Genomic DNA, 14,306 nt, shown 5'->3' on the forward strand with positions numbered 1-14,306 from the left:
GACATGCGGATCGCACTTTCCTGGCTGCGCGAGCACGTCGACCTGCCGGCCGACCTCGCCCCGCAGCAGCTCGAAGACGCCCTGGTCGGCCTCGGCCTGGAAGTCGAGTCCATCGTCGACCTGGCCGGCACCGTCACCGGCCCACTCGTCGTCGGCGAGGTCCGCGAAGTCGAGGAACTCACCGGCTTCAAGAAGCCGATCCGGTTCTGCCGGGTCGACGTCGGCACCGCCAACGGCACCGGTGAGCCGCAGGAAATCGTCTGCGGCGCCACCAACTTCGCCCCCGGCGACAAGGTCGTCGTCATCCTGCCCGGCGGGGTGCTGCCCGGCGGATTCGCCATCGGCGCCCGGAGAACCTACGGGCGCAACTCCAACGGCATGATCTGCTCCGCCCGCGAGTTGGGCGTCAGCGACGACCACGCCGGCATCATCGTGCTGCCCCCGGACGTCACCGCCGCGCCCGGCGACGACGCCCGACCCGTCGTCGGCCTCGACGACGTCGTGGTCGACGTCGAGATCACCCCCGACCGGGGGTACGCCATGTCGGTACGCGGCATCGCCCGCGAACTCGCCCAGGCGCTCGGCGTACCGTGGCGGGACCCGGCGGCGATCGACGCGCCCGGCGCCACCGACACCCCGGCCTACCCGGTCGAGGTCCGCGACACCGTCGGCTGCGACCGGTTCACCGCCCGGATGGTCCGCGGCATCGACCCGACCGCGCCGACGCCGGCCTGGATGGCCCGCCGGCTGACCACCGCCGGGGTACGCAGCATCAGCCTCGCCGTGGACATCACCAACTACCTGATGCTCGAACTCGGCCAGCCGATGCATGCCTTCGACGCCGACCGGCTCGCCGGGCCGCTGGTGGTCCGACGTGCCGTCGCGGGGGAGAAGCTGACCACCCTGGACGGGGTGGCCCGAATCCTCGACGCCGAGGACATGGTGATCTGCGACGACACCGGACCGATCTCGCTCGCCGCAGTGATGGGCGGCGAGACCAGCGAGGTGGTGCCCGGCACCCGCAACGTGCTGTTCGAGGCCGCGCACTGGGATCCGGTGATGGTCGGGCGTACCGCCCGTCGGCACAAGCTGTTCAGCGAGGCCGCCAAACGGTGGGAACGCGGCGTCGACCCGGCGCTGCCGCTGGTCGCCATCGACCGCGCCGTCGCACTGCTCACCGAACACGCCGGCGGCTCCGCCGGCGCGGAGATCCTGGACATCGACCACGTCGCCCCGCCGGCCCCGATCGTCCTCGACGCCGGGCTGCCCAGCCGCCGGGTCGGGGTGACGTACCCGCCGCAGCGGGTCGTCGACCTGCTGGAGGCGGTCGGCTGCACCGTCGCCACCGGGTTGACCGCCGGGGCGGCCAGCGCCAGCGCCGTCGCCACCGGCGTGGCCACCGCCACCTCGGCGGCGTCGGCAGCCGACGACGGTACGGCGCCGCTGGTCGTCGGCCCGCCGAGCTGGCGGCCCGACCTGACCGACCCGGCCGACCTGGTTGAGGAGGTGGTCCGGCTGGACGGCTTCGACAACGTGCCCAGCGCCCTGCCGCCCGCCCCGGCCGGCCGAGGGCTCACCGCCGACCAACGCCGCCGCCGGTCGGTGGCGCGGGCGCTGGCCGAGACCGGTCACATCGAGGCGCTCTGCTACCCGTTCGTCTCCCCGCAGGTCGCCGACGACCTGGGGCTGCCTGCCGACGACCCGCGCCGCGCCGCGGTCCGGCTGGCCAACCCGCTGGCTGACACCGACCCGCTGCTGCGGACCAGCCTGCTGCCGCCGCTGCTGGCGACGCTGCGGCGCAACATCGGCCGGGGGCAGCGCGACGTCGCCCTCTACGAGATCGGCGTGGTGTTCCAACCTCGGCCGGGTGCCGCCGCACCGCCGCCGATGGGGGTCGACGACCGGCCCGCCGACGAGGTGTTCGCGGCCGCCGACGCCGCCGTGCCGCACCAGCCGTGGCACGTCGCGGTGGTGCTGGCCGGTGAGCTTGAGCCCGGTGGCTGGTGGGGCGCGGGCCGGCCGGCCAGCTGGGCCGACGCCGTCGAGGCCGGTCGGACCGTGCTCGACGCCGCCGGCGTTCCGGCCGATCGGGTCGAGGTCCGCGCCGACGAGCACGCGCCCTGGCATCCCGGCCGCTGCGCCGAACTGCTCGTCGACGGGGTGGTGGTCGGCCACGCCGGGGAGCTGCATCCGGCGGCGGTCACCGCGCTGGAACTGCCCCGGCGTACCTGTGCGATGGAGCTGGACCTGGACGCGGTGCCGGCGGCTCCGGTGGTGCCGGCACCGGACTTCTCCAGCTTCCCGCCGGCGTTGATCGACGTGGCGCTGGTCGTCGACGATGCCATCCCGGCGGCGCAGGTCCGCGCCGCGCTGGTGGCCGGGGCGGGCAAGCTGCTCGAATCGGTCCGGTTGTTCGACGTGTACGCGGGGGAGCAGCTCGGTGCCGGGCGCAAGTCCCTGGCGTACAAGCTGGTGTTCCGGGCCGCAGACCGGACGCTGACCGTCGAGGAGGCGGTGGCGGCCCGCGACGGCGCGGTCGCCGAGGCCGCCTCCCGGCTCGGCGCCACCCTGCGCGGTGCCTGACCGACCGACAAGGGTCCCGGCCCCGGTCCGCCGCGACGACGGGCGGACCGGGTCGGGAAACGCCGGTGACCGTCGGTCAGCGTCGTAGCAGCGAGCCGAGGTCGACGGCGTCGGCCATCGCGGCGCAGCCGGCGTCGTTGGGATGCAGGTGGTCACCGCTGTCGTACGCGGTCGCCAGCCGGGTCGGGTCGGCCGGGTCGGCCAGCGCCGCCGCGAAGTCGATCACCCCGTCGAAGGCACCGCTGGTGCGGATCCAGCGGTTGACGTCGCGCCAGATCTCCTGCCGCTCGGGGGTGTCCAAAAAGGAGCCACCGAACGGTGGCACAGTGCCGCCGAGGATCGGCAGTCCCTGGGCCCGGGTCTGCGCGATCACCTGCCGGTAGCCGGCGATGATGTCGGCGGCCGGGGCGCTGTAGCCGATGTCGTTGGTGCCTTCCAGCAGGATCACCGCCCGGACTCCGGTCTGCGCGTAGACGTCGCGTTCCAGCCGGGCCAGCGCCGGCACCCCCCAGTACGGTTCCCCGTCACGTGGGGCGAGCAGCCGGTTGCCGCCGAGTCCGGCGTTGACCACCGACAGGGTGGGCCCGCGCTGGTCGTGCAGGCGACGGGCCAGGTAATCGGGCCAGCGCCGGTTGGCGTTGCCGGTGGTGTTGCCGGTGTCGGTGATCGAGTCGCCGAGCGCGACCACGGAGCCGACGACCCGGGGATCGGCCTGCACGTCGATCCCGTCGACGAGCATCCAGCATGGCGTGTCGGCGTACCCGTCGGCGGTCGGCGCGGCGGCCCGGTCGCCCGCCGCCAGATGGTTGCCCTGGGCGGTGAACGGATGGTTGGTCACCGGTCCGGTCGGCTCCGGTACGTACACACTGACCAGCAGGGTGCTCAGCGCGGCGACCCGCAGCGGGACCGGGTCGCTCAGCGCCCGACCGCCAGCGGCGACGGTGACCTCGTGGCTGCCGCCGAAGGCCAGCTCCCGCATCGAGCCGGGCACGGCGGTCGCGCCGTCGTGCTGCACGGCGACCGAGGCCCGGCCGACGGTCAGCTCCCGGGTGCCGAACGTGTTGGTGATCCGTACCCGGACGGCCCGGCCACCGGCGCTGACGAAGGCGACGTTGCGCACCGTCTGGTCGGCCAGACCGTCTCCGGCCGGGCAGTCCGACCAGGGGATGGTGCTGCCCTCGACCGGGCTGGGCGCCCAGGCGGCGACCCAGGTGGCCGGGTGCCGGGCGGGGCCGGCCGGGCCGGTGGTCGCAGCGGGAGCCGGCGGTGCGGCGCCGCCGCTGGTCGCGGCGAGCGCGGCCGCGACCGTGATGGCCAGGACAGCACCCCCGCTGAACGCCGCCGTCCGTCCCGCTGATCGGGTACGCCGGTCCGGGACAGCTGAGTTGGACGAGCCGGTGTGATTGTCGCTGGGACGCACGCCACCCTCCTTGTCGGTCGGCCCGACCGGACGTCGGGCCGACCGATAATAATAGAGGCTCGTCGATATCTGTGGTGGGCCGCTGGGCCGCGCGGGGCGCAGGTCCCGAGGTCGGACCCGGGCTCCGATGTGGTCGTCGGGCCGGTCGACCCTCCGACTAGGATGCGGGCATGCCCGAATGGCGGACGAAGCGACTGGCCGTCGGCGCGTCGATCGCCGCGCTGGCGCTGGCGGCGTTCGCCAGCGGCCAGCCGCACTGGGGCTGGTTCCTCACGCTCACCGTCGGGCTGCCGTACGCGGTCCTCGCCATCCCCGCCCGGTGCGGCGAGCCGCTGTGGCGCGACGGCGACTGCCCGTACCTTGGGTATGGCCTGCTCCTCGGCTGTGACCTGCACCGCCTGGACAAGATCGAGCGGCTACTGGGTGCGCAACCACGTAATCCGGTCGGCGACCGCCAGAGCGCTTCGGTCGTGGCGGTGCCGCCGGGTCGCGGTCCGACACTCACCCGTCACACCTGGGAGGGTCTTGGCTTGGTTGCCGCGCTGCTGGGGGCCGTGGCGGGTTTGCTGATCCTGCTGGGATCGGTCCCGTGATCAGCGATCGGTTCCGTGATCAGCGGTCGGTTCCGTGACCCGCACCGGCCGGTCGCTCAGCAGAGGTGCGTGCCGCAGAACTGTCTGATGACGGCGGTGGCTGAGCTAGTAGCGCTCTGGCCGGCTAGCGTATAGGTCACAGTGACCTGAACGGCGCCGTCCGCGTTGGGCATTGCCAGGGCGCAGTCGGAGGACGTCGTGGTGCAGCCGGTGATCACGTACAAGTACGAGCCGCTGATGCTCCAAGAGTAGGTGTATCCGGTGCCGGAGGCGTTCCGCACTGCGAAGCCAGCGTTGTAGGCGCCCGCCGGTTGATTGTTGTAGCAGATCGATCGCCAGACGAGGTCGGCCCCGGGAGCGACGCGGCAGCCGAACGTCTCGCCGCCGAATGCCCGCGCTGGTGGTGCTGAAATGAAGGTCAGCCCGCCTGCGGTCAGTAGTGCCACGGCGATGTACGTCGCGATCCGTCGGAGGTGTCGTGTCAACGGAACTTCCTCTTGCTCGGAGGCCGGCCGTTGTCCGCTTGATTGAGGTGGGGCGGGCACCGGTGGGTGTGGATGAGGACCCAGTGAACGTCGAGACGGTGACGGAGCCGGTCCGGCACGGTTCGACAACATAATACCGACGCGAAGCCCTGCGGTCTACAGTGTTCGCGGGTGCGGGGTTTCTGGTCACCGGCATCCGACGGATGGGCGGGATAACGATCGACGGCCTACGCTGGGTCTCATGCCGAAGGCAATCTGGAACGGACTTGTGATCGCCGAGAGCGACGACACGGTCGTCGTCGAGGGAAACCACTACTTTCCCCGGTCGTCGCTGCGTGACGACCTGGTACGTGAGTCGAACACCCACACCCACTGTCCATGGAAGGGCGACGCGTCCTACTACTCGCTGGAGCGCGATGGTCAACGCAGCGCCGACGCGGTCTGGTACTACCCGGCACCGCTGCCGGCGGCCGACATGGTCCGGGACCGGGTCGCCTTCTGGCGCGACGTGGAGGTCGTCGACACCTGACGGGCGGCGCGGCGGGCACCTGGCAGGCAGGTGGAAAGGGTCTTGTCGGCCCGGATGCATCCTGATACCGTCCTCTGCATAGAAATGCGGAGGTGGGTATGGGCATCCGGGTCGCCGTCGCCGGCGCAAGCGGGTACGCCGGGGGAGAGCTGCTGCGGCTGATCGCCGGGCACCCCGAGCTGGACCTGGTCGCCGCCACGGCGCACAGCCAGGCCGGGGCGCCGGTCGCCGCCGTGCATCCGCATCTGGCCGGCCTCGACCTGGTGTTCGTCGCCACCGATCCGGCCGACCTGGCCGCAGCGGACCTGGTGTTTCTGGCTCTGCCGCACGGCGAGTCGGCCGCGCTCGCCGCCACCCTGCCGTCCGACGTCAAGGTCGTCGACCTCGGTGCCGACCACCGGCTCAGCGACGCCGCCGCCTGGTCCCGCTACTACGGCGGCCAGCACGCCGGCACCTGGACGTACGGGCTTCCGGAGCTGCCCGGCCAGCGGGACCGGATCGCCGCCGCCGACCGGGTCGCCGCCACCGGTTGCTACGCCGTCGCCACCACCCTGGCGCTCGCGCCGCTGATCGCCGCCGGAGTGGTCGCCCCCGACGACGTCGTGGTGGTCGCCGCCAGCGGCACGTCCGGTGCCGGTCGGTCCGCCAAGACCCACCTGCTGGCCAGCGAGGTGATGGGCAGCCTGTCACCGTACAAGGTCGGCGCCCACCAGCACGTCCCGGAGATCAAGCAGGCCACCGGCGCGACCAGCCTGTCCTTCACCCCGGTGCTGGCTCCGATGCCGCGCGGCATCCTGGCCACGGTCACCGCCCGCCCGACCGACGCCGCCGCCGACCCGGCCGACGCCGCGCGCGAGGCGCTGACCGCCGCGTACGCCGACGAGCCGTTCGTGCGCCTGTTGCCTGCCGGCAGTTGGCCGGCCACCGCCGCGACCCTCGGATCCAACGCCTGCCAACTGCAGGTGACCACCGACGTCGACTCGGGACGGGTGATCGTGACCAGCGCCATCGACAACCTCGGCAAGGGTGCCGCCGGTCAGGCAGTACAGTGCGCCAACCTGATGCTCGGTCTGCCGGAGAGCACCGGCCTGACTACTCTGGGGATCGCGCCATGACGGTGACCGCGCCGAACGGGTTCCGGGCGGCCGGGGTGGCCGCCGGGCTGAAGAGCGGAGGCGCCGTCGACGTCGCCCTGGTCGTCAACGACGGACCGGCCACGGCCGCCGCCGGGGTCTTCACCGCCAACCGGGTGCAGGCCGCACCGGTGTTGTGGAGCCGGCAGGTGCTGCGGGCCGGTGCGCTGCGGGCGGTGGTGCTCAACTCCGGCGGCGCCAACGCCTGCACCGGGCCGGCCGGATTCCAGGACACTCACGCCACCGCCGAACACGTCGCCGCGACGCTCACCGAAGCGGGCGGCACAGGGGCCGGCACCGGCCTGGACGTCGGGGCCGGTGAGGTCGCGGTCTGCTCCACCGGGCTGATCGGCGAACGGCTGCCGGTGGACAAGCTGCTCGCCGGAGTGACCGCGGCCGCCGCCGGGCTCTCCGCCGACGGAGGACCGGCCGCCGCCGAGGCGATCATGACGACCGACACCCGGCCGAAGACCACCGTCGTCGACGCCGGCCCCGCCAGCACCGGCGGACCGGCCTGGCGGGTCGGTGGGATGGCCAAGGGCGCGGGCATGCTCGCCCCGGCCATGGCCACCATGCTCTGCGTACTGACCACCGACGCGCTCGTCGACGCCGCCGACCTCGACGCCGCGCTGCGCGAAGCCTGCCGCACCACCTTCGACCGGATCGACTCCGACGGCTGCCTGTCCACCAACGACACGGTGCTGCTGCTGGCCAGCGGCGCCTCCGGGGTCACCCCGTCGGCCGGGGAGCTGACCGCTGCGGTCACCGCCGCCTGCGCCGACCTGGCCCGGCAGCTGATCGCCGACGCCGAAGGCGCCAGCAAGGAGGTCGCCATCGAGGTGGTCAGCGCGGCCAGCGAGACCGACGCGGTGCAGGTCGGCCGGGCGGTGGCCCGCAACAGTCTGGTCAAGACGGCGCTGTTCGGCAACGACCCCAACTGGGGGCGGATCCTCGCGGCGGTCGGCACCACCAGCGCGGTGTTCGACCCCGACCAGCTCGACGTGGCGATCAACGACGTGTGGATCTGCCGGGACGGGGCCGCCGCCGCACCCCGCGACCAGGTCGACCTCACCGGCCGGCAGGTGCACATCCGGATCGACCTGCACGCCGGTGCCGCCACCGCGACCATCTGGACCAACGACCTGTCGCACGCGTACGTGCACGAGAACTCGGCGTACTCGACATGACCGACACCGCCCGGCCGCCCGCGCCGCACGACGCGCTGAGCCGCGATCTCAGCCTCGCCCAGACCAAGGCCGCCACCCTGATCGAGGCGCTGCCCTGGCTGGCCCGCTTCCACGGGGCCACCGTGGTCGTCAAGTACGGCGGCAACGCCATGATCGACCCGCAGCTGCAGCGGGCCTTCGCCGCCGACATGGTCTTCCTGCGCTACGCCGGTATCCGACCTGTCGTGGTGCACGGCGGCGGGCCGCAGATCTCCAGCATGCTGCGCCGGCTCGGCATCGCCAGCGAGTTCAAGGGCGGGCTGCGGGTCACCACCCCGGAGGCGATGGACGTCGTCCGGATGGTACTCGTCGGCCAGGTCGGCCGGGAACTCGTCGGTCTGATCAACGAGCACGGACCCTACGCCGTCGGGCTGTCCGGCGAGGACGCCCACCTGTTCACCGCCATCCGCCGCCCCGCGTACGTCGACGGCGAACCGGTCGATGTCGGCCAGGTCGGCGACGTCGACACGGTCAACCCGTCGGCGGTCGCCGACATCATCTCGGCCGGCCGAATTCCGGTGATCTCCACGGTGGCGCCGGACGTGGACGGCGTATTGCACAACCTCAACGCCGACACGGCCGCCGCCGCGCTGGCCGTCGCACTGCAGGCCCGCAAGCTGGTCGTGCTCACCGACGTGCCCGGCCTGTACGCCGCCTGGCCTGACACCGCCAGCCTGATCAGCCGGATCACCGCCGACGACCTGGCCGACCTGCTGCCCACCCTCGCCGCCGGCATGGTGCCGAAGATGGAGGCGTGCCTGCGGGCGGTACGCGGCGGGGTACCCGCCGCGCACGTCGTCGACGGCCGGGTGGCCCACTCGACGCTGCTGGAGGTCTTCACCTCGGAGGGCTTCGGCACCATGGTCACTGACCCGACGAACGACGGGGAGTCCTGAATGGCCTCGCTGCGGGACCGCTGGTCCGCATCGTTGATGGACAACTACGGCACACCACCGCTGGCGCTGGTGCACGGCGAGGGCGCGACCGTCGTCGCCGAGGACGGCCGACGCTACCTCGACCTGTTGGGCGGCATCGCGGTCAACTCGCTCGGGCACGCCCACCCGGCGGTCGTCGAGGCGGTCACCCGGCAGATCGGCACCCTCGGACACGTCTCCAACCTCTACGTCGCCGAGCCGCCGGTGGCCCTGGCCGAACTGCTGCTCGCCCTCACCGGACGCCCCGGCGCGGTGTTCTTCTGCAACTCCGGGGCCGAGGCGGTCGAGGCCGCGTTCAAACTGTCCCGGCGTACCGGTCGGACCCACGTCGTCGCCACCCACGACGGCTTCCACGGCCGGACCATGGGGGCCCTGGCCTTGACCGGGCAACCGGCCAAAGCCGACCCGTTCCGGCCGCTGCCCGGCGAGGTCACCCATGTGCCGTACGGCGACACCGAGGCGCTTGCCGCCGCCGTCACCGACCGCACCGCGATGGTGATCCTGGAGCCGATCCAGGGCGAGGCCGGCGTGGTGGTGCCGCCGCCCGGCTACCTGGCCGCCGCCCGGGAGATCACCAGCCGGCACGGTGCCCTGTTCACCCTCGACGAGGTGCAGACCGGGGTCGGGCGGACCGGTCACTGGTTCGCCCACCAGGCCGACGGCGTCGTCCCGGACGTCGTCACCCTCGCCAAAGGGCTGGGCGGCGGGCTACCGATCGGTGCCTGCATCGCCTTCGCTGACACCCAGGTCGCCGACGTGGGCACGCCAGCCGCGCTGCTGACCCCGGGCAGTCACGGCAGCACCTTCGGCGGCAATCCGGTCTGCTGCGCCGCCGCGCTCGCCGTGCTACGTACCATCGCCGCCGAAGGGCTGCTCGACCACGTCAAGCGGGTCGGTGAGCAACTGCGCCGGGGCGTCGAATCGCTCGGCCACCCGCTGGTCGCCTCGGTACGTGGTGCCGGTTTGCTGCTCGGTGTGGTGCTCACCGCGCCGGTCGCGCCGGCGGCTGCGGTCGCCCTGCGGGACGCCGGCTTCCTGGTCAACCCGGCCCAGCCGGACGTGATCCGGCTGGCTCCGCCGCTGATCCTCACCGGTGAGGAGGCCGACGGGTTCCTCGCCGCGCTGCCGGCCGCACTGGACGCCGCCACCACTACAGGAGAAGGCTCGTGACCCGGCATCTGCTGCGCGACGACGACCTCAGCCCCGCCGAGCAGGCGGCGGTGCTGGACCTTGCCGCCGCGATGAAGGCCGACCGCTACGGCCACCGGCCGCTGGCCGGCCCCCGCTCGGTGGCGGTGCTGTTCGACAAGCAGAGCCTGCGGACCCGGCTGTCGTTCGACGTCGGCATCGCCGAGCTGGGCGGCAACCCGATCGTGGTGGACACCCAGGCCACCCACTTCGGCCGGGGCGAGACCCTGGCCGACGCGGGTCGGGTGCTGTCGCGGTACGTGTCGGCGATCGTGATGCGCACCTTCGGTGACGACCGCCTCGCCGAGGTCGCGGCAGGGGCGAGCGTGCCGGTGGTCAACGCGCTCACCGACGGGTTCCACCCCTGCCAACTGCTCGCCGACCTGCTGACCGTGCGGGAACACTGTGGCGGCACCACCGGGCGGACCCTGGCGTACGTCGGCGACGCGGCGAACAACATGGCCAGTTCCTACCTGCTTGCCGGGGTAACCGCCGGGATGCACGTGCGGGTGTCCGGGCCGACCGGGTACGACCCGTCCCCGTCGGTGGTCTCCCGGGCCGGGGAGATCGCCGCCTGGACCGGCGGTTCGGTGCAGGTCATCCGGGACCCGAAGGAGGCGGTCGATGGCGCCGACGTGGTGGCCACCGACACCTGGACGTCGATGGGTCAGGAAGCCGACGGTCGGGACCGGCGTACCCCGTTCTGGCTGTACCAGGTCAACCTGGACCTGCTCGACGCCGCCGCGCCGGAGGCGATCGTGCTGCACTGCCTGCCCGCCCACCGGGGCGAGGAGATCACCGACGAGGTGCTCGACGGCCCGCGCAGCGCCGTGTTCGACCAGGCGGAGAACCGGCTGCACGCGCAGAAGGCGCTGCTCGCCTGGCTGCTGGGCCAGCCGGGCGGGCCGTCGTGACCGGGCCTGCGACCCGGACCGCCCGGCACGCCCGGATCACCGAGCTGATCCGGGCCAGGACGGTCCGGTCCCAGACCGAGCTGGCCGAGCTGCTCGCCAGCGACGGCATGCAGGTCACCCAGGCGACCCTGTCGCGGGACCTGGAGGAACTCGGCGCGGTGAAGGTACGTGGCCGCGACGGAGGTCCGGCGGTCTACCTCATCCCGGAGGACGGCAACCCGACGCTGCGCCCCGCCGAGCAGGCCCCGGCCCGCCTGGTCCGGCTGCTGCACGAGCTGCTCACCGGAGTCGACGCCAGTGGCAACATCTGCGTGCTGCGTACCCCGCCGGGTGCGGCGCAGTTCCTGGCCAGCGCGCTGGACCGGTCCGGGCTGCCGGACGTGGTCGGCACCATCGCCGGTGACGACACGATCCTGGTCGTCGCCCGCGACCCGGTCGGCGGCGCTGACCTGGCCGGCAAGCTCTCCACCTGGGCCGCCACCCCGCCCGGCCCGACCACTCCCTGATCCGCCCCACCGCCTGACCGACCCGACCACCATCTGATCTACCCGATACGCACATTCAACCGAGGAGCACGACATCATGACTGAGCGGGTGGTACTCGCCTACTCCGGCGGCCTGGACACCTCGGTCGCCATCCCGTACCTCGCCGGGGAACTCGGCGCCGAGGTGATCGCCGTCGCGGTCGACGTCGGCCAGGGTGGCGAGGACATGGACGTCATCCGGCAGCGGGCGCTGGACTGCGGCGCCGTCGAATCCGAGGTGGTCGACGCCCGCGACGAGTTCGCCGCCGACTTCTGCCTGCCGGCGCTGCGGGCGAACGCCCTCTACATGGACCGCTACCCGCTGGTGTCGGCGCTGAGCCGGCCGCTGATCGTCAAGCATCTGGTCGCGGCGGCCCGTGAGCACGGTGGCACCGTGGTGTCGCACGGCTGCACCGGCAAGGGCAACGACCAGGTCCGCTTCGAGGTCGGAATCGGCGCGCTCGCGCCGGAGCTGAAGGTGGTCGCCCCGGCCCGGGACTTCGCCTGGACCCGGGACAAGGCGATCGCGCTGGCCGAGGAGAAGGGGCTGCCGATCGACGTGTCACACAAGTCGCCGTACTCGATCGACCAGAACCTGTGGGGCCGGGCGGTGGAGACCGGGTTCCTGGAGGACATCTGGAACGCCCCGATCGAGGACCTGTACTCCTACACCGCCGACCCGGCCGCGCCGCGCGACGCCGACGAGGTGACCATCACCTTCGACGCCGGCGTGCCGGTGGCGGTCGACGGCGAGACGGTCACCCCGTACCAGGCGGTGGTGGAGCTCAACCGGCGGGCCGGCGCGCAGGGCATCGGGCGGCTGGACATGGTCGAGGACCGGCTCGTCGGGATCAAGAGCCGCGAGGTGTACGAGGCACCGGGCGCGATCGCGCTGATCACCGCCCACCAGGAGCTGGAGAACGTCACCGTGGAGCGCGAGGTGGCCAGGTTCAAGCGGACCGTGGACCAGCGCTGGGGCGAGCTGGTCTACGACGGCCTGTGGTTCTCCCCGCTCAAGCAGGCCCTCGACGCGTTCATCGACGAGACCCAGCGGCACGTCACCGGCGAGGTCCGGATGGTGCTGCACGGCGGGCGGCCGGTCGTCGTCGGCCGGCGTTCCGAGGCCAGCCTGTACGACTTCAACCTGGCCACCTACGACACCGGTGACACCTTCGACCAGAGCCAGGCGAAGGGCTTCGTGCAGCTGTGGGGGCTGTCCAGCCGGCTGGCCACCGCCCGCGACACGCGGCTCGCCGGCCCCGGCGGGCAAACCCGGCTGCCCGGCTCGCAGGCCTGACCCCGACAATGGTCGCTGTGGACGACAAGAGCCTGACCGAGAACACCGCCAGCCCGAACCGCACCAGCCTGTGGGGTGGCCGCTTCGCCGGCGGGCCGGCCGAGGCGCTGGCCCGGTTGTCGGTCAGCGTCCAGTTCGACTGGCGGCTGGCCCCGTACGACATCGCCGGCTCCCGGGCACACGCCCGGGTGTTGGCCGCCGCCGGCCTGCTCGATCCGGACGAACTGGGTCGAATGCTGGCCGCGTTGGACGACCTGGAGGCGGCCTGCGCCTCCGGGTCGTTCCGGCCGACCGTGGACGACGAGGATGTGCACACCGCGCTGGAACGCGGCCTGCTGGAGCGGCTCGGCTCGCTCGGCGGCAAGCTGCGCGCCGGCCGGTCCCGCAACGACCAGGTCGCCACCGATCTGCGGCTGTATCTGCGGGACCACGCCCGTGGCCTGGCCGCACAGCTGGTCGAGCTGGCCGCTGCTCTGGTCGAGCAGGCCGAGCGGCACCTGGAGACTCCGGCACCAGGGATGACCCACGTGCAGCACGCCCAGCCGGTGACGTTCGGGCACTGGCTGCTGGCCCACGTCCATCCACTACTGCGTGACCTGGACCGGTTGCGCGACTGGGACGCGCGTACCGCCGTGTCACCGTTGGGTGCCGGCGCGCTGGCCGGCTCCGGCCTTCCGCTGGATCCGGTAGCGGTCGCCAAGGAGCTGGGGTTCCGGACCTCGTTCGCCAACTCGATGGACGCGGTCGCCGACCGGGACTTCGCCGCCGAGTTCCTCTTCGCCACCGCGATGGTCGGGGTGCACCTGTCCCGACTGGGGGAGGAGGTGGTGCTCTGGACCTCGCAGGAGTTCGGCTGGGTGGAGCTCGACGACGCCTTCGCCACCGGGTCGTCGATCATGCCGCAGAAGAAGAACGCTGACATCGCCGAGCTGGCCCGGGGCAAGTCCGGCCGCCTCGTCGGCGGGCTGGTGGCGGTGTTGACCATGCTCAAGGGGCTGCCGCTGACCTACGACCGGGACATGCAGGAGGACAAGGAGCCGGCGTTCGACGCCGTCGACACCCTGCAACTGCTGCTCCCGGCCCTGGCCGGGATGATCTCTACCATGACGGTACGGGTGGACCGGCTCGCAGCCGCCGCCCCGGCCGGGTTCACCCTGGCCACCGAGGTGGCGGACTGGCTGGTCCGCAAGGGTGTGCCGTTCCGGGACGCGCACGAGGTCACCGGCAAGCTGGTGGCGCTCTGCTCGGCCCGTGAGTGCGCGCTCGACGAGGTCTCCGACGACGATCTGCGGCTGGTCAGCGAGCACCTTGACGCCGGTGTCCGGGACGTGCTCTCGGTACGGTCGGCGCTCGCGGTGCGGACCACGCCGGGCTCGACCGGCCCCGGTCCGGTGTCCGACCAGTTGGCCGCCGTCACGGAGCAGCTGTCCGGGTGGCGCCGGTGGGCGGCGGAGTCGGTGGTGCCCCGCTGACCCAACC

Annotated in this window: 13 protein-coding genes; 11 read left to right on the forward strand and 2 right to left on the reverse strand. The window is 72.7% G+C overall.

The genetic code is table 11. The features are described from left to right. Window positions 1–3 precede the first annotated feature (3 nt). Window positions 4–2,583, forward strand: a complete 2,580-nt coding sequence (locus O7610_RS05255) for a phenylalanine--tRNA ligase subunit beta (RefSeq protein WP_281554612.1) — start codon at window positions 4–6, stop codon at window positions 2,581–2,583. A 76-nt stretch (window positions 2,584–2,659) separates the two neighbouring features. Here the strand turns inward: O7610_RS05255 and O7610_RS05260 are convergent, their stop codons facing one another. Further along, a complete protein-coding gene (locus tag O7610_RS05260; RefSeq protein ID WP_289212746.1) occupies window positions 2,660–4,003 on the reverse strand; it encodes an SGNH/GDSL hydrolase family protein in 1,344 nt (447 codons plus the stop codon). Between the two features lie 170 nt (window positions 4,004–4,173). Between O7610_RS05260 and O7610_RS05265 the strand changes: the two genes are divergently transcribed. Continuing rightward, on the forward strand, window positions 4,174–4,596 hold the full coding sequence (locus O7610_RS05265) for a hypothetical protein (protein WP_281554614.1): 423 nt from the start codon (window positions 4,174–4,176) through the stop codon (window positions 4,594–4,596). Between the two features lie 56 nt (window positions 4,597–4,652). Here O7610_RS05265 and O7610_RS05270 read toward each other — a convergent pair whose 3' ends face one another. After that, window positions 4,653–5,081 (reverse strand): hypothetical protein, encoded by a 429-nt coding sequence (locus O7610_RS05270; RefSeq protein ID WP_281554615.1) that lies wholly within the window; start codon window positions 5,079–5,081, stop codon window positions 4,653–4,655. 241 nt (window positions 5,082–5,322) lie between these two features. Here O7610_RS05270 and O7610_RS05275 point away from each other — a divergent pair, with 241 nt between their 5' ends. The 9 genes from O7610_RS05275 to argH all read left to right on the forward strand — a co-directional run bounded on the left by O7610_RS05275 (window position 5,323) and on the right by argH (window position 14,299). Then, on the forward strand, window positions 5,323–5,610 hold the full coding sequence (locus O7610_RS05275) for a DUF427 domain-containing protein (protein ID WP_281554616.1): 288 nt from the start codon (window positions 5,323–5,325) through the stop codon (window positions 5,608–5,610). A 98-nt stretch (window positions 5,611–5,708) separates the two neighbouring features. Continuing rightward, window positions 5,709–6,725 carry an N-acetyl-gamma-glutamyl-phosphate reductase gene (gene argC / locus O7610_RS05280; RefSeq protein ID WP_281554617.1) on the forward strand — a complete coding sequence of 339 codons (1,017 nt, stop codon included), beginning with the start codon at window positions 5,709–5,711 and terminating at the stop codon, window positions 6,723–6,725. Next, window positions 6,722–7,930: a bifunctional glutamate N-acetyltransferase/amino-acid acetyltransferase ArgJ gene (argJ, locus tag O7610_RS05285; RefSeq protein WP_281554618.1), complete on the forward strand. Its 1,209-nt coding sequence runs from the start codon at window positions 6,722–6,724 to the stop codon at window positions 7,928–7,930. Before argC ends, argJ begins: the two co-directional genes overlap by 4 nt. After that, window positions 7,927–8,865: an acetylglutamate kinase gene (gene argB, locus O7610_RS05290; RefSeq protein WP_281554619.1), complete on the forward strand. Its 939-nt coding sequence runs from the start codon at window positions 7,927–7,929 to the stop codon at window positions 8,863–8,865. The genes argJ and argB overlap by 4 nt, the downstream gene beginning before the upstream one ends. Beyond that, window positions 8,866–10,074 carry an acetylornithine transaminase gene (locus O7610_RS05295; protein ID WP_281554620.1) on the forward strand — a complete coding sequence of 403 codons (1,209 nt, stop codon included), beginning with the start codon at window positions 8,866–8,868 and terminating at the stop codon, window positions 10,072–10,074. Beyond that, window positions 10,071–11,006: an ornithine carbamoyltransferase gene (argF, locus tag O7610_RS05300; protein WP_281554621.1), complete on the forward strand. Its 936-nt coding sequence runs from the start codon at window positions 10,071–10,073 to the stop codon at window positions 11,004–11,006. The genes O7610_RS05295 and argF overlap by 4 nt, the downstream gene beginning before the upstream one ends. Then, a complete protein-coding gene (locus tag O7610_RS05305) occupies window positions 11,003–11,512 on the forward strand; it encodes an arginine repressor (protein ID WP_281554622.1) in 510 nt (169 codons plus the stop codon). Before argF ends, O7610_RS05305 begins: the two co-directional genes overlap by 4 nt. Before the next feature lie 76 nt (window positions 11,513–11,588). Continuing rightward, the gene (locus O7610_RS05310; RefSeq protein WP_281554623.1) at window positions 11,589–12,827 is read left to right on the forward strand and encodes an argininosuccinate synthase; all 1,239 of its coding nucleotides are present in this window, start codon (window positions 11,589–11,591) and stop codon (window positions 12,825–12,827) included. A gap of 8 nt (window positions 12,828–12,835) precedes the next feature. Continuing rightward, complete coding sequence (gene argH / locus O7610_RS05315; protein ID WP_281554624.1) at window positions 12,836–14,299, forward strand: argininosuccinate lyase; 1,464 nt, start codon at window positions 12,836–12,838, stop codon at window positions 14,297–14,299. Window positions 14,300–14,306: the final 7 nt, after the last annotated feature.

It is taken from the genome of Solwaraspora sp. WMMA2065, from assembly GCF_030345075.1.
GTDB lineage: Bacteria > Actinomycetota > Actinomycetes > Mycobacteriales > Micromonosporaceae > Micromonospora_E.

What these genes read in the sequence shown, in the direction of transcription:
- O7610_RS05255 (WP_281554612.1), top strand. Translation starts at nt 4, where the DNA reads ATGCGGATCGCACTTTCCTGGCTGCGCGAGCACGTCGACCTGCCGGCC.
- O7610_RS05265 (WP_281554614.1), top strand. Translation starts at nt 4,174, where the DNA reads ATGCCCGAATGGCGGACGAAGCGACTGGCCGTCGGCGCGTCGATCGCC.
- O7610_RS05275 (WP_281554616.1), top strand. Translation starts at nt 5,323, where the DNA reads ATGCCGAAGGCAATCTGGAACGGACTTGTGATCGCCGAGAGCGACGAC.
- argC (WP_281554617.1), top strand. Translation starts at nt 5,709, where the DNA reads ATGGGCATCCGGGTCGCCGTCGCCGGCGCAAGCGGGTACGCCGGGGGA.
- argJ (WP_281554618.1), top strand. Translation starts at nt 6,722, where the DNA reads ATGACGGTGACCGCGCCGAACGGGTTCCGGGCGGCCGGGGTGGCCGCC.
- argB (WP_281554619.1), top strand. Translation starts at nt 7,927, where the DNA reads ATGACCGACACCGCCCGGCCGCCCGCGCCGCACGACGCGCTGAGCCGC.
- O7610_RS05295 (WP_281554620.1), top strand. Translation starts at nt 8,866, where the DNA reads ATGGCCTCGCTGCGGGACCGCTGGTCCGCATCGTTGATGGACAACTAC.
- O7610_RS05310 (WP_281554623.1), top strand. Translation starts at nt 11,589, where the DNA reads ATGACTGAGCGGGTGGTACTCGCCTACTCCGGCGGCCTGGACACCTCG.
- argH (WP_281554624.1), top strand. Translation starts at nt 12,836, where the DNA reads ATGGTCGCTGTGGACGACAAGAGCCTGACCGAGAACACCGCCAGCCCG.